Annotated in this window: 11 protein-coding genes; 8 read left to right on the top strand and 3 right to left on the bottom strand. The window is 67.2% G+C overall.

Annotation, left to right across the window (positions count from 1 at the left end; genetic code table 11):
* Window positions 1-151 precede the first annotated feature (151 nt).
* Entirely contained in the window at window positions 152-1,726 is a 1,575-nt protein-coding gene (locus DZC52_RS06230; RefSeq protein ID WP_116650269.1) for an AbgT family transporter, read from the top strand.
* A gap of 4 nt (window positions 1,727-1,730) precedes the next feature.
* Here DZC52_RS06230 and DZC52_RS06225 read toward each other — a convergent pair whose 3' ends face one another.
* Complete coding sequence (locus DZC52_RS06225) at window positions 1,731-2,885, bottom strand: murein hydrolase activator EnvC family protein (RefSeq protein ID WP_116650268.1); 1,155 nt, start codon at window positions 2,883-2,885, stop codon at window positions 1,731-1,733.
* Between the two features lie 6 nt (window positions 2,886-2,891).
* Window positions 2,892-4,421: a 2,3-bisphosphoglycerate-independent phosphoglycerate mutase gene (gene gpmI / locus DZC52_RS06220; protein WP_116650267.1), complete on the bottom strand. Its 1,530-nt coding sequence runs from the start codon at window positions 4,419-4,421 to the stop codon at window positions 2,892-2,894.
* A gap of 125 nt (window positions 4,422-4,546) precedes the next feature.
* Here gpmI and DZC52_RS06215 point away from each other — a divergent pair, with 125 nt between their 5' ends.
* From DZC52_RS06215 to DZC52_RS06185, 7 genes are all read left to right on the top strand, one after another.
* Window positions 4,547-5,062 carry a rhodanese-like domain-containing protein gene (locus tag DZC52_RS06215; protein ID WP_116650266.1) on the top strand — a complete coding sequence of 172 codons (516 nt, stop codon included), beginning with the start codon at window positions 4,547-4,549 and terminating at the stop codon, window positions 5,060-5,062.
* A 63-nt stretch (window positions 5,063-5,125) separates the two neighbouring features.
* Window positions 5,126-5,632: a protein-export chaperone SecB gene (secB, locus tag DZC52_RS06210; RefSeq protein WP_116650265.1), complete on the top strand. Its 507-nt coding sequence runs from the start codon at window positions 5,126-5,128 to the stop codon at window positions 5,630-5,632.
* A 12-nt stretch (window positions 5,633-5,644) separates the two neighbouring features.
* Window positions 5,645-6,646: an NAD(P)H-dependent glycerol-3-phosphate dehydrogenase gene (locus DZC52_RS06205; protein ID WP_116650264.1), complete on the top strand. Its 1,002-nt coding sequence runs from the start codon at window positions 5,645-5,647 to the stop codon at window positions 6,644-6,646.
* A gap of 274 nt (window positions 6,647-6,920) precedes the next feature.
* Window positions 6,921-9,065, top strand: coding sequence for an adenosylcobalamin-dependent ribonucleoside-diphosphate reductase (locus DZC52_RS06200; RefSeq protein ID WP_116650263.1), 2,145 nt, complete (start codon window positions 6,921-6,923; stop codon window positions 9,063-9,065).
* A gap of 1 nt (window position 9,066) precedes the next feature.
* Window positions 9,067-9,828, top strand: a complete 762-nt coding sequence (locus DZC52_RS06195) for a TSCPD domain-containing protein (protein WP_116650262.1) — start codon at window positions 9,067-9,069, stop codon at window positions 9,826-9,828.
* Between the two features lie 117 nt (window positions 9,829-9,945).
* Window positions 9,946-10,881: a universal stress protein gene (locus DZC52_RS06190; RefSeq protein ID WP_116650261.1), complete on the top strand. Its 936-nt coding sequence runs from the start codon at window positions 9,946-9,948 to the stop codon at window positions 10,879-10,881.
* Between the two features lie 10 nt (window positions 10,882-10,891).
* A complete protein-coding gene (locus tag DZC52_RS06185; RefSeq protein WP_116650260.1) occupies window positions 10,892-19,354 on the top strand; it encodes a GH36-type glycosyl hydrolase domain-containing protein in 8,463 nt (2,820 codons plus the stop codon).
* A gap of 32 nt (window positions 19,355-19,386) precedes the next feature.
* Here DZC52_RS06185 and DZC52_RS06180 read toward each other — a convergent pair whose 3' ends face one another.
* Window positions 19,387-19,824, bottom strand: a complete 438-nt coding sequence (locus tag DZC52_RS06180) for a universal stress protein (RefSeq protein WP_116650259.1) — start codon at window positions 19,822-19,824, stop codon at window positions 19,387-19,389.
* Window positions 19,825-20,823 lie beyond the last annotated feature (999 nt).

Here is a 20,823-nt window from a genome sequence, read left to right as displayed (position 1 = left end):
AGGCGCCGAACCAGGCGGCGGCGAGTGGCCGGGGCAGGGCAGTTGTGGTAACGTTTTCGGCGCTTTCGGCGCCGCCGCCCACTCGGGCCGGTCGGAGCCGCGAGGGAATCAATCGACCATAAAAACGACTCGACGGGGACCATCCAAGGACATGAACAGCACCGAGCAACAACCCGCCGGCGACGCCGGCAGCGAGCGCGGCTGGCTCAATCGCGCGCTGAACTTCATCGAGGTCGTCGGCAACAAGCTGCCCGACCCGGCCATGCTCTTCCTCCTGCTGATGGTGGTGGTCTGGATCCTCTCCTGGCTGCTGTCGGGCATCCAGTTCGGCGCGCAGCACCCGTCGACCGGCGAGGCGATCACCATCACCAACCTGCTCACCGGCGAGCAACTGGTGAGTTTCCTGACCACCATGGTCAATACCTTCACCGGTTTCGCTCCCTTGGGTGTGGTTCTCGTCGCCATGCTGGGCGTGGGCGTGGCCGAGCAGAGCGGCTACATCAACGCCCTGTTGAAGAAGCTGCTGGCTTTCACGCCCAAGCTGCTGCTCACGCCGATGCTGATCCTGATCGCCATCGTCAGCCACACCGCGGTCGACGCCGGTTACGTGGTCGTGATCCCGCTCGGCGGCATCATCTTCTATGCCGCCGGCCGGCATCCCCTGGCCGGCATCGCCGCGGCCTTCGCCGGCGTCTCGGGCGGTTTCTCGGCCAACTTCGTGCCGTCGGCGCTCGATCCGCTGCTGATGGGCTTCACCCAGCCCGCCGCACAGATCGTCGACGCCAGCCTCTCGCTGCACCCGCTGATCAACTGGTACTTCACCTCGGCCTCCTGCCTGGTCATCGTGCTGCTGGGCTGGTGGCTCACCGATCGGGTCATCGAACCGCGCCTGGCCAACACGCCGCTCGACGGCGACGAAGACGACATGCCCGAAATGCACCCCATCGACACGAAGGAAAGCCGGGCGATGTGGGTGGCGACGACGGTCATGGTCGTCGGTTTCGTGCTGCTGATCTTGTCGTTGATTCCCGAAACCTCGCCCTTCCGCGATCCGGGCACGGGTCAGCTGACCGATTTCTCGGCGCCCATCATGCAGTCGATCGTGCCGCTGATCTTCATCTTCTTCGTGCTTCCCGGTGTGATCTACGGCTTCATGACCGGCAGTTTCAAGAAGAGCAAGGACGTGGTCGACGCCATGTCGGAAACTATGGGCTCGATGGCCTACTACATCGTCATGGCCTTCTTCTGCGCCCTGTTCGTGGCCGAATTCGGCCGCTCGGGTCTGGGCGTGCTGCTGGCCGTCGAGGGCGGCAACTTCCTGCGCGAGCTGGCCCTGCCGGGCGGGGCGACCCTGTTCGGCATCATCATCCTGGTCGGTTTCGTGAACCTGTTCGTCGGCTCCGCTTCGGCCAAGTGGGCCTTGCTGGCGCCCATCTTCGTGCCCATGCTGATGCAGGTCGGTTTCTCGCCGGAACTGACGCAGGCCGCCTACCGCGTGGGCGATTCCTCGACCAACATCATCACGCCGCTGATGCCGTACTTCCCGCTGGTGGTCGTCTACTGCCAGCGCTACGTCAAGGGCACCGGCATCGGCACCCTGGTGTCGCTGATGCTGCCGTACTCGGTGGTGTTCCTGCTGGTGTGGTCGGTCTTCCTGATCGGCTACTGGATGCTCGGCCTGCCGCTCGGCCCGGGCACGAGCTACGTCTACCCGCCGGCCGGCTAAGCGACTACCTTTGTATCCAGGCGGCCGGGTCCACCGGCCGCCCGCCTTTTCTGAGCTCGAAATACAGCGCGGGGTTGTCCACGCCGCCGGAACGGCCGGCCAGGGCCACCACGTCGCCCGGGGCGACCCAGTCGCCCACGTCGCGCATCAGCGCTTCGTTGTGGGCGTAGAGGCTCATGTATTCGTCGCCGTGGTCGATGATCAGCAGCAGGCCGTAGCCGCGCAGCCAGTCGGCGTAGGCCACGCGGCCGTGGGCGACCGAGCGGACCTCCTCGCCGGTGTCGACGTCGATCAGCCAACCCGTCCACAGCAGTTCGCCGCTGCGGTGGTCGCCGAAGGCTTCCAGCACCCGGCCGGAAACGGGCATGTCCAGCTCACCCGCCAGCTCGGCGAAAGGCGGGATCTCGACGTCCGCGGGCACGTCGGCGAGCACGTCGGCGAGCTGTTCGAGCAGGCGCGTCAGTTCGGCGGCATCGCGTTCCAGGTCGGCCAGCTGCTCGCGGTCGCTGGCCAGGCGCCGGTCCAGCGCGGCCAGTGCCTCTTCCCGCTGCCCCATGGCCGACTCCAGGCGCTGCGTTTCGCGCTTGCGCTCGGCCAGCAGCTCGCCGAGCCGCTCGGCCTCGTCGGCCAGTTCCCGGCGCGTGCGCTCGAGCGCGGCGACGGTCTCGCGCAATTCCTCGATCGCCGACAGCCGAGCCCGTGACAGGTAGCCGTGGTAGGCCAGCCGACGAGAGAGGCGGCGCGGGTCGTCCTGGTTGAGGAGCATCTTCAGCCGCGACTGGCTGCCCTGGCGATAGGCCGTGACGAGTTGCACGGCGAGCTCGCCGGCGCGCTCGCCGACCTGCGCCTCGAGCTCGTCCTGCCGCGACTCCAGTGTGACGATTTCGCCGCGCACTTCCGAGAGCGCCTGGTCGGTTTCGGCCTGGGCGCGCCGGGCGCGGCCGACCGCACGTTCGGCGTCGGCCAGGCCTTCGAGCAGGCGGTCGCGATTGCCCAGGCTCTCGTCGATGCGCGACTGGATCTCGGCGATCTCGGCGCGCACTTCCTCGAGCTCGGCCTCGACGGCCTCGCGATCCTCCTGGGCCCGCAGCGGCGCGAGCGGCGACGCCGACAGCGCCGCCGCTAGGAGCAGGGGCAGGAGCGACCGGGCCGGACGCACTGGCCTTCAGTCGATCCGGATCAGGGAACGGCCGGTCATCGCCCCGGGGTGGGGCAGTTCGAGCAGGGCCAGCATCGTCGGGGCGATGTCGCGCAGGCTGCCGCCGTCGCGCAACGCGGCCGAGCGCGGTCCGAAGTAGACCAGCGGCACCGGGTTGGTGGTGTGGGAGGTATGCGCCTGGCCGCTGTCGGGATCGCTCATCTGCTCGACGTTGCCGTGGTCGGCCGTGACCAGGGCCTCGCCGCCGGCGCGCTCGAGCACCGGCAGCACCTCGCCGAGGACGCGATCGACCGCTTCGACCGCGGCCACGGCGGCCTCGAACTTGCCGCTGTGGCCGACCATGTCGGGATTGGCGATGTTGCAGACGATGACGTCGTATTCGCCGCTCTCGATGGCTTCGGTGAGTTCGCGCGAGAGCGTCGGCGCGCTCATCTCCGGCTGCAGGTCGTAGGTGGCCACCTTGGGCGAGGGGATCAGCTTGCGGTCCTCGCCTTCGAAGACCTTCTCCTCGCCGCCGTTGAAGAAATAGGTGACGTGGGCGTACTTCTCGGTCTCGGCAATGCGCAGTTGCCTCAGGCCCGCGGCGGCCAGTTCCGCGCCGAACAGGTGCTCGAAGTGCTGCTTGTCGAAGGCCACGTCCACCGGCAGGTCATCCTGGTAGCGGGTCATGGTGACCATGGCCGAAAGCCGTGGTCGGCGGCACTCGAAGCCGTCGAAACCGGGCTCCACGAAGGCCCGCGTGAGCTGGCGCGCGCGGTCGGCGCGGAAATTGATGAAGATCACGGCATCGCCGTCGGCCACCCTGCGGCCGCCCCCGATCACCGTCGGCTTGACGAACTCGTCGTCCTCGTCGCGCTCGTAGGCGGCTGCCAGCGCGGCCGAGGCAGTCCCGGCCGTGAACTCGGCCTGCGCCTCGACGATCGCGTTCCAGGCCAGCTCGGTGCGCTCCCAGCGCTGGTCGCGGTCCATCGCGTAGTAGCGCCCGCTGACGCTGGCGATGCTGGCGCGGTCGTCGGCGGCCACCGCCGCTTCCAGGCGCTCGATCGATTCGGCGGCGCTGCGCGGCGGCACGTCGCGGCCGTCGAGAAAGGCGTGGACGGCGACTTCCGTAGCGCCGTTGTCCAGGGCCATCGCCAGCGTGGCCAGCAGGTGATTTTCGTGGCTGTGCACGCCGCCGGGCGAGAGCAGGCCCATGATGTGCACGCAGCCGCCCGCGCCGCGCGCCTTCTCGATGCCGCCGAGCAGGGCGGGGTTCTTCGCGAAGCTGCCGTCTTCGATCGCCTTGCCGATGCGCGTGAGTTCCTGGTAGACGATGCGGCCGGCGCCGAGGTTCATGTGGCCGACTTCGGAATTGCCCATCTGGCCGGCGGGCAGGCCGACCGATTCGCCGGAAGTGTCGAGCAGGGTGCGCGGATGATCGGCCCACAGGGCGTCCCAGTTGGGCGTGCGGCCGGTCGTGATGGCGTTGTCTTCGGCAGCTTCGCGCTGCCCCCAGCCATCGAGAATCAGGAGCATCAGCGGTCGGGGTCGTGACATCGTTCCTCGGTTTCCGGGTTTTGGGCGGGTCGGGAGGAATTATCACACAGCCGACCGGCACGGTGCTGGCAACAAAGCGCCGGATCAAGGATAATGGGCGGCTTTGACCCGAGCCGATTCACTCCATGGAACAAGTCCTCGAGTTCACAGGCAACCACCCGCTGCTGACCGGCGCGCTGGCCGTGGCCATCCTCGCCTTCATCGCCTACGAGATCAGCCGCCTGTTCCGCAAGTGGAAGGAGCTGGGCACGCTCGAAGCGGTGCAGCTGCTCAACCGCGAGGATCCGGTGGTGATTGATGTCTCCAACAGCACGGACTACGCCAAGGGTCATATCCGCGGCGCACTGCACATGCCGCCTTCCCGCATCGAGTCCGGCAACCAGCAGCTGCTCAAGTACCGCGAGCGCCCGGTGCTGGTCTATTGCCGCAACAACCAGGTCGCGCCGCAGATGGCCGGGCGCCTGGTCAAGCTGGGGTTCACCAACGTCAACGTCCTCGGCGGCGGTCTGAGCCAGTGGGTCAGCGACCAGCAGCCCGTCTCGCGTCACAAGGGCGCGGGCAAGGCCGAAGAGGGCAAGGGCAAGCGCCGCAAGAAGTCCAAGGACCGCAAGGCGGCCGAAACCAAGGAATCGGAGCAGTAGGCGTTCAGGCCGAACCTCCGTTTTTGCAATTAATTCAAATCACTGCAAAGGAAAGTTCAAGCAATGGCAGAAGAAGAGAATCAGCAGGCTGCGGCCGGCAACGAACAGGAAGCCCAGATGGCCGTCCAGCACGTCTACCTCAAGGACGCGTCCTTCGAGGCTCCCAACGTGCTGGAACTCAACCAGAGCGGCGCCGAGCCGGAAGTCAACCTGAGCCTCTCGCAGCGCAGCGAGAACGTCGGCGAGGGCCGCAACCACGTCGTCCTTTCGGTAACCGTCACCTCCAAGCAGGGCGACAAGACCGCCTTCCTGTGTGAAGTCCAGTACGGCGGCTTCTTCCAGCTCACCGGCTTCAGCGAGCAGCAGATCCCCTACGTGCTCAACGTGCTGTGCCCGAACGTGCTGTTCCCGTACTGTCGCTCGCAGATCGGCTCGATGGTCAGCGCCGGCGGTTTCTTCATGCCGCCGCTGCAGCCGGTCAACTTCGAGGCGGTCTTCCGCCAGCGCCTGGAAGAGGCCAGCCAGCGGCAGCAGGCCGAAGGCGCCGAATCCGGCGGCGAAAGCGAGTAAGCGGCGCCGGGCATGGCCACGACCATCGCGGTTCTGGGTGCCGGCTCCTGGGGCACGGCCCTGGGCATGCAGCTCGCGCGCATGGGGCACGAGGTGCGCCTGTGGGCGCGTGATGCCGAGCGCGCCGAAGCCATGGAGCGCGACCGCGTCAACCAGCGCTACCTGCCCGAGTGCCCGTTTCCCGAATCGCTGCACGCCACCGGTGATTTCGACGCCGCCTGCCGCGGTGCCGAGCACCTGCTGGTGGCCACGCCCAGCCACGCCTTCGGCGAGACCCTGGACCGCATCACGCCCTTCGTGACCGCCGAGACGGGTCTGGCCTGGGCCAGCAAGGGTTTCGAGCCCGGCACCGGCCGCCTGCTGCACGAGGTGGCCCGCGATCGCTTCGGGCCGGAGATTCCGCTGGCGCTGATCACCGGCCCGTCCTTCGCGCGTGAAGTGGCCCAGTCACTGCCCACGGCCGTGACCGTGGCGGCCACGGATCCCGAGTTCGGGCAGGCCTGGGCGGAACTGCTGCACGGCAACAATTTCCGCGCCTACTACACGGCCGACCTGGTCGGCGCGGAACTCGGCGGCGCCATCAAGAACGTGCTGGCCGTCGCCTGCGGCATGGCCGACGGCATGGGCCTGGGCCACAACACCCGGGCCGCGCTGATCACCCGCGGGCTGGCCGAGATGCGGCGGCTCGGGCGCGCCCTGGGCGCCGACGACCACACCCTGATGGGCCTGGCCGGCATCGGCGACCTGGTCCTGACCTGCACCGGCGACCAGTCGCGCAACCGGCGGCTGGGCATGGCCCTGGGGCAGGGGCGCTCGGTCGACGAGGCCCTCGCCGAAATCGGCCAGGTGGTCGAAGGCATCAAGACCGCCGAGGAAGTCATGCGCCTGGCCGAACGGGCCGGCGTGGAGATGCCCATCGCCGAACAGGTGCACGGCATCCTGTTCCGCGGCTGGAACGCCCGCAAGGGCGTCCAGGTTCTGATGGAGCGTGATCTCAAGCCCGAAACCGACTAGTCGTCCGGCCCCGTCCGGGGTCGATTCGGTTTCGATCCGAACTGCATTGAACTCGCGAACGCCCGCAGCTGCTGGCTGTCGGGCGCGTCGCGTTTTGTTGCTCAAAAAGTGAGCTATCACAGAGCTTGAATCGCCCGGTTCTTGGGCGTAAGGTATGTCCGCTGACACAATATCTTGTGGTCGGTAATCGAGATTGGCACAACTGGTTGTGAAAAAGGCGGTGGAAAGCCTGTGCATAACCGGGACTAGGACACAATAATCAAGAGGTTGCGGCATGAGCGTTTCGGCAGAAGCTTTGACGGCCGCGCTTCCGGATATCGCCTTCCAGGAAGCGTCGCTGGACATCTGGGACAAGAAGTACCGTCTCAAGTCGAAATCGGGGGAGATCATCGACCAGGAAATCGACGACACCTACAAGCGTGTCGCGCGTGCGCTGGCCGAAGTGGAAGAGGGCGACGACAAGCGCTCTCACTGGTATCGTGAATTCCTGTGGGCGCTGCGGCGCGGGGCCATTCCCGCCGGGCGCATCACCTCCAACGCGGGGGCGCTGGCGCACAAGCCGGCGACCTCGACCATCAACTGCACGGTCTCGGGCACCATCCGGGATTCGATGAACGACATCCTGGGCAAGGTCCACGAAGCGGGCCTGACGCTCAAGGCCGGCTGCGGCATCGGCTACGAGTTCTCCACGCTGCGGCCCAAGGGCGCCTACGTTTCGGGGGCGGGCGCCTACACCTCGGGCCCGATGTCGTTCATGGACATCTACGACAAGATGTGTTTCACCGTCTCGTCGGCCGGCGGCCGCCGCGGCGCGCAGATGGCCACATTCGACGTCTCGCACCCGGATGTGATGGACTTCATCCGCGCCAAGCGCGAAGACGGCGTGCTGCGCCAGTTCAACTGCTCGCTTCTGATCACCGACGATTTCGTCCAGGCCGTGGTCGACGACGCCGACTGGCCGCTGGTCTTCCCGGTGCTCGACAGCGAGGCCGAAGAAATCGACGTCAACGATCCCGAGCAGGTGATCTGGCGCGAATGGCCGACCACCGAGGGCTACGTCAGCAACGGCGAAGGCCTGGTGGCCTGCAAGATCTACCGCAAGGTGCCGGCCAAGCGCCTGTGGAACATGATCATGACCAGCACCTACGACTACGCCGAGCCCGGCTTCGTGCTGGTCGATCGCATCAACGAACAGAACAACAACTGGTGGTGCGAGAACATCCGCGCCACCAATCCCTGCGGCGAACAGCCGCTGCCGCCCTACGGCGCCTGCCTGCTCGGTTCGGTCAACCTGACGCGCTTCGTCGAGGAGCCGTTCACCGAGAACGCGCGCTTCAACTGGGACGAGTACCGCCGCACGGTCAAGATCTTCACGCGCATGCTCGACAACGTCGTCGAGATCAACGGCCTGCCGCTGGAAAAGCAGCGCGCCGAGATCATGTACAAGCGCCGCCACGGCATGGGCTTCCTGGGCCTGGGTTCGGCCCTGACCATGCTGCGCAAGCAGTACGGTCGGCCCGAGTCGCTGGAATTCACCGAGCGCGTCTCGCGCGAGATGGCCGTGGCCGGCTGGGAAACCGCCGCCGAACTGGCCGAGGAAAAGGGCGCCGCCCCGATCATGGACGACGAGTTCGAAGTCACCCCCGAGATGCTGCGCAAGCGTCCGGAGATGAAGCGCGACGGCTACAAGCCCGGCGACAAGGTGCCCGGCCGCATCCTGCACGCGCGCTACAGCCGCTACATGCAGAAGGTGGCCGAAGTCTCGCCCGAGCTGGTCGACAAGCTGGCCGAAACGGGCGCGCGCTTCACGCACCACACCTCGATCGCGCCGACCGGCACCATCTCGCTGTCGCTGGCCAACAACGCCTCCAACGGCATCGAGCCGAGCTTCGCGCATCACTACAACCGCAACGTGATCCGCGAAGGCCGCAAGTCCAAGGAGAAGGTCAGCGTCTATTCCTACGAGCTGCTGGCCTACCGCACCCTGGTCAACCCGGGCGCCATGCCGTACTCCGAAGACCCGGCCGAACAGCTGCCGGACTACTTCGTGACCGCCGAGTCGATTACGCCCAGGGAACACGTCGGCATCCAGGCCGCGGCCCAGAAATGGATCGACTCGTCGATTTCCAAGACGGCCAACGTCCCCACCGACTATCCCTACGAGGACTTCAAGGACATCTACCTGTTCGCCTGGGAACAGGGCCTGAAGGGCTGCACCACCTTCCGCTTCAACCCGCAGGCCTTCCAGGGCGTGCTGGTCACCGACAAGGACCTGGAGTCGACCACCTACGTGTTCGAACTCGAGGACGGCTCCAAGGTCGAGGTCAAGGGCCACGAGGAAATCGAATACGACGGCGAAGTCCACACCGCCGCGAATCTATTCGACGCACTCAAAGAAGGCTATTACGGGAAATTTTGACATGACCATCAGAATCGACAAGAAGATCGTGGACTACGCAGTCCAGGACAAGAAGAAGGAAGAAGAGTCGAAGGCGGCCGAGAACAACAACGAAGGTCGCCGCGAGAAGGCCGAGATCATCCGGATGCACGAAAAGCTTGAGCGTCCGGAAGGCATGGAGTGCCTCGAAGGTGCGACCTACAAGATCCGCACGCCGCTCGACGACCACGCCCTGTACGTCACCATCAACGACATCGTGCTCAACCAGGGCACCGAACACGAACAGCGCCGTCCCTTCGAGATCTTCATCAACTCGAAGAACATGGACCACTTCCAGTGGATCGTGGCCCTGACGCGCGTGATGTCGGCCGTGTTCCGCAAGGGCGGCGACGTCACCTTCCTGGCCGAGGAACTGCAGGCCGTGTTCGACCCCAAGGGCGGCTACTTCAAGCCCGGCGGCCGCTTCGTGCCCTCGATCGTCGCCGACATCGGCGCGGTGGTCGAAAACCACCTCAAGCGCATCGGCATGATCGAGCCCGACGAACTGTCCGAACAGCAGCAGCTCATCCTCGAACAGAAGCGCGCCGAAGCCGAAGCCCGCGAACAGAAGCAGGCCGACGCCGAAGCGGCCCAGCCCAAGACGGGCAACGCCAGCGCAGGGCAGGGCGAGGAGGCCTCCTACCCGGCCTCGGCCACGCTCTGCCACAAGTGCAACACCAAGGCCATGGTCCTGCTCGACGGCTGCCAGACCTGCCTGGCCTGCGGCTATTCCAAGTGCGGGTGAACTGACCCGCGAAACAGCGGCGCGGGGATCTCCATGCCGTTGACCTGAATCAACGCGAACCGGGCAGCCGATGGGTAGCATGAAGTTCAGCTACCCATCGGCGTCTGCGCTCAGGTCATGCCCTTCTCCCGAATCCTGGTTCCACTCGACGGTTCGGATTTCGCCGAGCAGGCACTGGTGCATGCAGGAAGAATGGCCCGGGCCTTTTCCGGGCGCGTTTTCCTGCTGCGGGTGCTCTCCGAGCCGAAGGACGCGCAGGGCGAGCACAGCGCCGGCTGCGTGGACTGGCGGCTGCGCAAGGCCGAGGCCAAGCGATACCTGCAGAAACTCATCGGGGACGAGCGCCTGGCCGGCGCGCCGACCGAAGTCGAGGTGCTCGACGGCCGGCCGGCCGAGGCCGTGGCCCAGTTCATCGAGCATCACGACATCAGCCTGGTGGTTCTCTCGGCCTGGGGCGCCGGGGGCGCTTCGGAGTTGCCTTACGGCGGCACGGTGCACAAGGTGCTGGCCAACACCCGCATTCCCTACCTGATCGTTCGCGGGCAGGCCGACGAGGCCAGGCCGGGCGAACCGTACCGCCACATCATGGTTTCGCTGGACGGCTCGCAGCCGGCCGAAGTGGCCCTGCACGTGGCCAGCGCGCTGGACGCCGGCGGCGGGGCGACGCTGGAGTTGCTGCACCTGGTCAGCGAACCCCTGATGCCGCGGCGCCGGCCGCTGACGACGCGCGAGGAATCGCTCAAGTCCGAACTGCTCGAGTGCAACCGGCGCGTGGCCGCCGGCTACCTCGAGGAGCTGCGCGACCGTCTGGGTTCCCGCCACGAGATCCGCACGCGCCTGGAGGCCTCCGCGCGGCCGGTCGAAACCATCGCCGAAGTGTGCCGGCGGGAGCGGCCCGACCTGCTGGTGCTGGCCGTACACCACGGCGAGGGCAGCAGCGGCTGGAGCAGCGAAGCCGTTCGCCAGGTGCTGCTGACGCGCATCACCACGCCGGTGCTTGCGCTGCAGGACGGCATGCGCGTGGGGCAGGAACTGCTGCAGGGCAGCCACTGAGCGGCCGGACGTGTCGAGCCCCCCGCCGACCGGCAACCCGGAACCCGACGATCAGTCGCTGAAGCACGCTCTCCACGGCCTGGCGCGCAGCCCGCTCGGCCGGAGATCCGACGGCCGGCGTTTCCGGCGTGAACTGGACCGGCAGCGCAAGCGGCTGATCCGGCTCTATGCGGATCTCGATTCGCTCCTGTCCGGTCGGCGCTACGCCTCGCGCGGCGAGGAATGGTTGCTCGACAACCGGCACGTGATCGAGGACGCGCTCGCCGGCGTCCGCCGCGACCTGCCGAAAGCCTACGTGCAGAGCCTGCCGGCAGTCGATACCGAAGGCGAGACGGCCCGCCCCTCGGTCCAGGCCCTGGCTGCCATCCTGGTGGAGCAGGGCGGCCAGCCCGTCGACCCCGCGTGGATGGAGCGCGCCATCGAGGCCTTTCAGTCCGAACGCTCCCTGAGAATCGGCGAGCTGTGGGCCCTGCCGGCCTTCGTGATCCTGGCCGAGACCATGCAGCTGATCGACACCGGCGAGGCCCTGATCGAACAGGTGCGGGCCGGGCACGAGGAAGAAAGTCGCCTGGTCGAGCGCATCGCCAGCGGCGTCATCAGCCTGCGAACCCTGGCCGCCCACGACTGGCGAGAGAGCTTCGAGCGCCTGAGCGTCGTCGAGCGCCTGCTGCGCGACGATCCCGCGGCTGCCTACGCCGACATGGACTTCGAGTCGCGCGACCGCTACCGGCGGGTGATCGAGGAGCTGGCCCGGGGCAGCCGACACGACGAGGCGGGCATTGTCGGGCGCTGCCTGTCCCTGGCCCGGGCGTCGGCGGCGGATTCCCGTCACGCTCACGTCGGCTACTGGCTGGTCGGCGGCGGACGGTCCCAGACCGAGCGCGAGATCGGCTATCGTCCGCGGCCGGGCAGGCGCCTGCTGGAACTCTCCCGGCGCCGGCCGGGCGGGGTCTATTTCCTGCTGGTCTTCGCGCTGGCGGGTATCACCCTCGCGCTGCCCGCCGCCTATCTCGGTCATCACCAGGCTGGCGCAAGCTTGTCGGCCGCGCTGCTGGTGCTGCTGCTGGTCCCCGCCCTGGGCCTGGCCGTGACCCTGGCCAACGGCCTGCTGACCCGCCTGGTGCCGCCGCGTACCCTGGCGCGACTGGATTTCGAGGCGGGCATTCCGCCGGCGTGCCGCAGCGCGGTCGCCGTGCCGGTCATCTTCGCCGGCCCCGAAGACGTCGACCATGCCTTCGAGCGCCTGGAAATCAACTTCCTGGCCAACGACGACCCGCAACTGGTCTGGGTCGTGCTGGGCGACCTGCGCGATGCCGACGAGCCGGTGCTCGAGACCGACCGGGCCATCCTGAGAAGGGGGCGTCAGCACATCGAAGGCCTGAAACGCCAGTATCCCGAAGCCGACTTCCTCTTTCTGTGCCGCTCGCGCGAATTCAACGAGCGCGAGGCTTGCTGGATGGGGCGCGAGCGCAAGCGCGGCAAGCTGATGGCTTTCAACCGCCTGCTCGCCGGGCATCAGGACTCGGGCTTCACGGACAACTTCGGCGAGCAAGCGCGGCTCGACGGCGTCCGCTACGTGATCACGCTCGATGCCGACACCCGTCTGCCGCCGGGAGCGGCCCGGCAGATGGTCGGCACGCTGGCCCATCCGCTCAGCCGCGCGGTCTATGCCGACGACGGCCGCTCGCTGAAGGCCGGCTACGGCATCATCCAGCCGCGCGTCGAGATCGACCCGGACACCACGCGCAACAACGCCTTCACCCGTGCCTTCTCGGGCGACACGACCGTCGATCTCTACACCCATGCCAGCTCGGACGTCTACCAGGACCTGTTCGGCGAGGGCATCTTCGCCGGCAAGGGGATCTACGACTGGCGCGCCATCGAGGCCACGCTGGCCGGTCGCATTCCCGACAACAGCCTGCTCAGCCACGACCTGCTCGAGGGCATCTTCGCGCGCGTGGGCCTGGCCACCGACATCGTGCTCATGGAGCAGTTTCCGCCCAGCGTGATCGCCTGGACGCGCCGGCAGCATCGCTGGGTGCGCGGCGACTGGCAGTTGTTGCCGTGGCTGGGACGCCGCGTTCGGGGCAACGACGGAAAGCGACATCGCAACCGGCTCTCGCTCGTCCACCGCTGGATGATCGTCGACAACCTGCGCCGCAGCCTGCAGCCGCCGGTCACCCTGCTGCTGATCCTGCTGGCCTTCAGCGGCATCCTGCCCGGCAGCGACCTGCTGTGGTCGCTGCTCTTCCTCCTCTTGCCGGCCGCCGGCCTGATGAGCGAACTGCTGGGTTCGACCAGCCACCTGCTGGCCGCACCGCGCGCCGCCTTCCTGAGATTGCGCCCGGCTCTGCACGGCCTGCGATTGCAGGCCCAGCACTGGCTGTTGAGCCTGGTGCTGCTGCCGTACCAGAGCCTGATGATCGGCGATGCGGTGGCCCGCACGCTGGCCCGGCTGTTCGTCACCCACCGCCACCTGCTGGAATGGACCACGGCCGCGCACGTCCATCGCAGCCTCGGCCAGGCCCGCCAGAGCCTGTGGCGCGAGTTGTGGCCCTGTCCGCTGCTGGGAGCGGCCGTGCTGGCGGGCGTGGGCCTGTCGCAGCCCGCGCTGCTGCTCGTGGCCGCGCCGGTGGCGCTTGCGTGGCTGGCCGCGCCGGCCATCGTCAAGCGCGTCGAGCGGCCGCGCCGCCGCGAAATCGAACGTCCGGACCCCGAGGCCGTCAGGCTGTTGCGCCGCGTCGCCCGGCGAACCTGGCTGTTCTTCGACCATTTCGTCGGCCCCGACACCCACTGGCTGCCGCCCGACAATTACCAGGACGACCCCAAGGTGGTGCTGGCCGCGCGCACCTCGCCGACCAACATGGGCATGGCGCTCAACTCGGCCGTGGTTGCCCACGACTTCGGCTGGATCGACCCGCACACGCTCACCGCCTGGCTGCGCAACAGCATGGAAGGCATGGCCCAGCTCGAGCGCTACCGGGGACACTGGTTCAACTGGTACGAGATCCACGATCTCGAACGCCTGTCCCCGGCCTACGTTTCCACCGTCGACAGCGGCAACCTGGCCGTGGCCCTGGTCACCGTGGCGCGCGCGCTCGAGGAGATCGGAAACCGGCCGCTGGCGCTGACGAGGCTGGCGCGCGGCCTGGCCGACACGCTCGATCTCATCGAATGCACTGCGCGCCCGCTGGCTGCACAGGCGCCGCCCGATCACGCACTGGCGAAGTGGCTCGACCGCGTTCACGCGCAGTACCGAAAGGCGCTGGCGGGCGACGCCGCCGAATGCCGACAGCTCCTGGACAGCTGGCACGAGCACCAGCTCGACGAACTGGCCGAGTCGATCATCGAACTGGCCGAAGACGAGAGCCTGGACGTCAGCGCCGATGTCATCGTCGAGCTCAGGACCTGGCTGACGCAGCTGATCGGGCAGGTGCGCCAGGCCCGGCGCGCCATCGAATCGCTGCAGCCCTGGCTGCCCGACCTGCCCACGCTCAGGGGCCTCGCCGAAGAAAGCGATTGCCGGGCGCTGACCAGGCTCGCCGACCTGCTCGAGACCGGTTGGTGCCCGAACGCGCACGGAAGACACAGCCGGCGCGCCATGCGCCTGATGAACGAGGCGCGCGAGGCGGGGGCAGGGCTGCCCGCGGCCCTGGCCGAGCGCATCGAGCGCCGCCTGGAGCAGGCCCGGGAAGCCAACCGGCAACTGGCCGAGGATTGCGCGGACCTGGCCCGCCTGGCCGAACGCTGGGTCGACGAGATGGACTTCGGCTTTCTCTACGACGGCGAGCGCCACCAGTTCCGCATCGGCTTCGACGCCGACAACGCCGTGCTCGACTCCGGCTGCTACGACCTGCTGGCCTCCGAGGCCCGGCTGACCAGCCTGCTGGCGATCTCCCGCGGCCAGGTGCCGATGCGCCACTGGCTGCACCTGGGTCGTCCGTTCCGACGTTACGGCGGGCGCCGCCTGCTGATGTCCTGGGGCGCGACCCTGTTCGAATACCTCATGCCGCGGCTGTATTGCCCGACCCCGGTCACCGGCCTGCTCGAGACGGCCAGCATCAACGCCATCGATCTGCACCGGGACTTTGCCGAGGCGCACGGCGCCATGCCCTGGGGCGTTTCGGAGTCGGCCTACTACCAGCTCAACGAAGAGCGCCATTACGCCTATCGCAGTTTCGGCGTGCCCGGGCTGGGTTTTCGCCGCGACCTGGGCGAGCGTCTGGTGGTGGCGCCCTATGCCAGCATGATGGCCTTGCCGTACCGCCCGTCCGCCGTTGTCGACAACCTGAAGAAACTCTCGGCCATGCACGCCATCGGGCTGTTCGGCTGCTACGAGGCGGTCGACTTCGGGCGTCGCACCAGCGACAAGCCGCGCCGCGCCCGGGTGGTGCGGGCCTGGATGAGCCACCACCAGGGCATGATCCTGACGGCCATCGACAACTACCTCAACGAGGACATCATGGTCCGGCGCTTCATGGCCGACCGGCACGTCGCCGGGGTGTCGATGCTGCTGCACGAGCGCCTGCCGCGCACCAGCCCCGAACTGGCCATCCGCATGCGGCTCGAACCCGAACGCACCCTGGCCGTCGCCGCCAGCCCGATGGACTGGACGGTCGACCCGTGGGCCGCCCCGTCGGCGCGCTACTGCCTGCTGTCCAACGGCAGTTTCTGCACGATCCTCGACGCCTGCGGCGGCGGAGGCAGCTGGTGGCAGGGCATTGCCGTCGACCGCTGGCAGCCGGATGTCACCACCCGGCGGCACGGCGCGCGGGTCTATGTCGCCGAACCCGACGAAGACCGCCTGTTCACGATCGCTGCCGACCCGGCCTTGCGCGACGAGGCCGACGAGGCCCAGGTCGTCCAGGCACCCCACCGGGTCGAATTCCGGCGCCGGAAACATGCGCTGCTGTGCCGGCTCGACGTTGCCATTGCCGGCCAGCACGACGTCGAGGCGCGCCGCCTGGTCATCAACAACGAATCGGGCGTGCCGCGACGCCTGGTCATCGCCAGCTTTGCCGAACTGGCCATGGCGCCGGCGCGTGATTTCGAGCGCCACCCGGCCTTTGCCCGCCTGTTCGTCGAAAGCGAGTGCCTGCCGGCCGAGCACACGCTGATCTTTCGCCGGCGCCCCCGCAGCGACGAGGAGATGTCGCTCTACGTCGGCCATGCGCTGGTTCCGCCGCCGGGCGCGGCCGCCCGCTTCGGATGGGAGACCGACCGCGCGAAGTTCATCGGGCGCGGCGGCAACCTGCGGCGTCCACTGGGCCTGTCGAAGGGACTCGATCGCCTCAGCGGCACCACGGGCGCGGTGATCAATCCGTCCAGCACCACGGCCGTCGAAGTCACCATCGAACCCTACGGTCGCCTGGAAATCGGCCTGCTGACCGCGGCGGCCCGTTCGCACGACGAGTTGCTTGGCGCGATGAGCCGCTATCGTTCCCCGAGCCGGATCAGCTGGCTGTTCGAACAGGCCCGCATGCAGTCCGCGCTGGAACTGCACCACCTGCAGATGCCGCCCGGCGAGGTGCCGTTCGCCATGCAGCTGATGTCGGCCATGCTCGAACCGCAGCCGGAATGGCGGCATTCGGGTGAACGCACCGACGAACCGCTGCAGTCGCTGCTTTGGTCGCGCGGCATCTCGGGCGACTGGCCGATCATCACCGGCCTGCTGAGCAACCGCGGCAACCTCGAGCAGATCGAACGCCTGGTCCGGGCCCACACCTTCATTTCCGGGCGGCAGTTGCGCTCGGACCTGCTGCTGATCGACGAGATGGCCGGCGGCTACGAGCAGACCGGCCGGGACCGCCTGCAGGAGCTGGTCGAGTCGGTGCGCTCGCGGACCCAGCGCGTGCTGCTCGGCCAGGTCACCGTGATCCCCGGGCGCGAGCTTTCCGCCGACCAGCGCCGCGCGCTGCTGGCCGCCGCCAGCGTCGTGCTGGACCTCGACCGGCCCGACCTGCACGGCCAGCTGCAGGTCGCGAAGCCGGCCCGCCTGCCGCCGCTGGTGCCGTCGCGCGACGAACGCGATGCCGACGGCATCATCGCGCCCCTGGCGCGCCCCGATGACCTCGTCTGCGACAACGGCATCGGCGGCTTCAGCGCCGACGGCCGCGAATACATCATGCACTTCGAGCCCGGGCAGCATACGCCGGCGCCCTGGTCCAACGTGCTGTCCAATCCCGACTTCGGCACCCTGGTGACCGAATCGGGCAGCAGCTTCACCTGGGCGGGCAACAGCAGCGAGTACCGCCTGACCGCCTGGCCGGACGATCCGGTCACCGATCCCTCCGGTGAGGTCATCTACCTGCGCGACGAGGAGACCGGGCGTGTATGGACGCCCACGCCGGGGCCTCGGCCCGGCCCGGGCGCCAGCCGGGTGCACCACGGCCTGGGCTACAGTCGCTTCGTGCGCCACGACAGCGGCCTCGAACAGGTCCTGGACATTCACGTCGACACAGCCGATCCGGTCAAGATCTGCCGTCTGTCGCTGGTCAATCGCTGCGACTGGACGCGGCGGGTGACGGCCACCTGTTATCTCGAATGGGTGCTGGGCAACCGCCGCGGCGACACCGCACTGCATCTCGACTGCGACCTGGACCTGGAGCGCCATGCCTTGCTGGCCAGCAACCGCTACGATCGCTTCGCCGGCAAGGGCCACGCCTTCGTCGCCAGCGACCTGCCGGTACACGGTTTCACCACCGACCGCAGCGAATTCCTGGGGCAGGGCGGCAGTCTCGATCAACCCGCGGCGCTGTGGCGGATCGGGCTGAGCGGCTCGCTGGCGGCCGGCAGCGATCCCTGCGCGGCATTGCAGGTTCACCTGGACCTGCCGCCGGGCGAGGAACGCATCGTGCACTTCGTGATCGGCCACGGCGCTACCCGCGAGTCGGCCCTGGCGCTGGCCGAGCGCTACATCGCGCCGGCGCAGAACGAACACAGCCGCAAGCGAAGCCGGCAGCGCTGGCGGCGACTGCTGTCGGGCGTGGAGGTGGAAACGCCGGATACGACTTTCAACCTGCTCTACAACCACTGGCTGCCGTACCAGGCGATCACCTCCAGGCTGTGGGGGCGCACGGGCTACTACCAGTCCAGCGGCGGGTTCGGATTCCGCGACCAGTTGCAGGACGTCATGGCCATGACCTGGCTGGCACCGGAAGCCGCGCGGACGCAGATCCTGCGCGCCGCCTCGAGACAGTTCCCGGAAGGCGATGTGCTCCACTGGTGGCACGAATCGCCGCTGAGGGGCGTGAGAACGCGCTGCTCCGACGACCTGCTGTGGCTGCCGTTCGTGACCGCACAGTATGTCGAGGCCACCGGCGACCGCGACATCCTCGACGAGCCGGTGGCCTGGCTCGACGGCGCGCCGCTGGCTGCCGGCGAAGTGGAGCGCTACGCCGAGTTCGGCCAGAGCGAACGCCGGGCGAGCCTGTTCGATCACTGCTGCCGGGCCATCGACCGCGCCAGCATCGTCGGCCCCCACGGCCTGCCGGTGATCGGCAGCGGCGACTGGAACGACGGCCTCAACCGCGTCAGCACGACCGGCCGCGGCGAGAGCGTGTGGCTGGCCTGGTTCCTGGTTCGCGTGCTCGAGGACTTCGCCCGGATCTGCGACGCCCGCGAGCAGGCCGAAAGCGCCGGACAATTCCGCCAACTGGCCCAGCTGCTGCTTGGACGGATCGAAAAGCACGCCTGGGACGGCCGCTGGTACCTGCGCGCCTGGTTCGACGACGGCACGCCGCTGGGATCGGAAGACAACGAGGAGTGTCGCATCGACCTGATCGCGCAGGCCTGGTCGGTGCTGGGGCCCGTCAGTCCGCCCGATCGCGCCGCGACCGCCATGACGTCCGCGCTGGAGCAACTCGTCGACGACGACGCCCGTCTGATCAAGCTCCTGCGCCCGCCGTTCAACCGCATCCAGCACGATCCGGGCTATATCCGCGGTTATCCGCCGGGCATCCGCGAGAACGGTGCGCAGTACACGCACGCAGCGACCTGGGCGCTGTGGGCGGCGGCGCGCCTGGGATGGTCCGACCAGGTCGAGCGCCTGCTGGGCATTCTCGACCCGATCAAGCGGAGCGCCAGCGAATCGGAGGCCCGGCACTACCGCCTGGAGCCCTACGTGCTTGCCGGAGACGTCTACAGCCAGGGCGACAACCGCGGCCGGGGAGGGTGGAGCTGGTACACCGGCGCGGCCGCCTGGGCCTGGCGCGGCGCGATCGAGTCCGTATTCGGGCTCAAGCGCCAGGGCAAGCGGCTGCTGATCGACCCCTGCCTGCCGCCGGGCTGGGACCGATGCCGCGTCACCATCCAGGCCGGGGCATCACCCTATGTCATCGAATACCGCCAGAGTGCCGGAGCCGAGCGCAAGGTCCGGATCGAAGTCGACGATCGAAAGATCGAAGGCCAGATGATCGACTTCCTCGACGACGGCGATGCCCACCACGTCATCGTCAACGTGCAGCGGGCATAAAAACAACAAAAGCAATTATTTACGGGTCAAACCTAAACGACGGTCACAAGACCCGGAGCGTGTGCCGCGATCTTGCTGCTCACGCTTCCCATCAGCAGCGACTTGATCTTCGACAGACCCCGGCGGCCCATGACCAGATGCGTGCCCGGATTGCCTTCCATGAAGGCGATGATTTCCTCGGCCGGGTCGCCGGTGAGCACGTAGCGGTGTGCGAAGGCGTTGCCGAGTCGGGATTCCGCCTCCGAGAAAATCTCCTTGGCCTTGTCTTCCTTCATGCGCTCCAGGTTTTCCCTGGAAGTCTGTTCGTCCAGCCCGGCAGGCGTCGCCGATACGCCGCGATGATGCGGATACACATAAAGCGCGGAAAGCTCGCGCCCCATGGCCCTGGCCAGGTCACGCGCTTCGTCGAGCGCGTCGAAGGACGGATCGGAACCGTCGAGCGCGATGACCAGATTGCGTGGTTGATTCATGGCAAGCCTCCTTGTTGTGGAACCGGTTCGCTGGCTTGCGAGCGTCCCACATCGGAACAGGCGGCGTGTTGACCTGAATCAGTCCGCGCCGTCAACGCTGGGGCGGCAGCTGTATAAAGCTGGAAAAAAGGCGAAGAAAGGCGCGTAACTAGCTGAAAAGCCGATTAACACTGTGCACGGGCCTTGCGAGGGCCCTGACCAGGGGGCTCCGTCCGGCCTGACAGCTAACTTTACATAATATACATTATGCGAACTACTGGATGGGCAACCAAGCCGGCGCTTTCCGTTCCCTACACGAACAAGAAAAGGTGGAAACATTCTCCAAGTAACCTTGGAAACTTTCCAAGTAACCCTGGAAACGATTCGTTTTTCCCAAGCAACCCTGGAAACGCCTCGTGCACCATCAGATGACTCGGGCTTCTAGAGCTGCCAGACGCGTCCAATTCCCGAGCGGGAGGTGTAACGTCTTCGTTGGGGGTGTAATGGCGTCAGTTTGAGCGTAAATGGCGGGTGCCGGGTTTGGGTAGAATCCCTGCATGTTCGGAGCGGCGCCGTAAATTTGTGGTGCTTGGGTAGGTGGGAAATGAATTACCAAGATTTCACCGAGCTAGTCGAGCAAATGCGTTCCAAGCTACTACTTTCGGAGCGCGCACAAGCTGGATGTCGGAATTCGCCCGATCGGGCCCTCTTCGCGGGTCTCATTGGCTGGAACGTGATGCTTAAGTATCAGATTGGCGAGCCCGAGAGAAAGAGGATGCAGGAAGCTTAGACAGACGCCGAGAGACCCCAGCTCCTGGAAGATATTTATCGCGGCGAGAATCCAGACAATCGAATCTGGGACTCTCTCAAGCCATTCTGCCAAGCAGTGCCCCAGGATAAGAAAGAGGCGGGAGAGGTGCTAAATTTAGCGATTCGAAGCGCTTTGGAGGCGGCATTCGCGAGCCTGTCCCGATTTCTGTGTAACCGCCCATCCTCATAGGTGATCGGTAATCCGATCCT

Source organism: Wenzhouxiangella sediminis (assembly GCF_003410055.1).
In the GTDB taxonomy this organism is placed as follows: Bacteria; Pseudomonadota; Gammaproteobacteria; order Xanthomonadales; family Wenzhouxiangellaceae; genus Wenzhouxiangella; species Wenzhouxiangella sediminis.
Note: the sequence above shows the minus strand (reverse complement) of the source record. Positions and strands in the feature narration are given on the sequence as shown.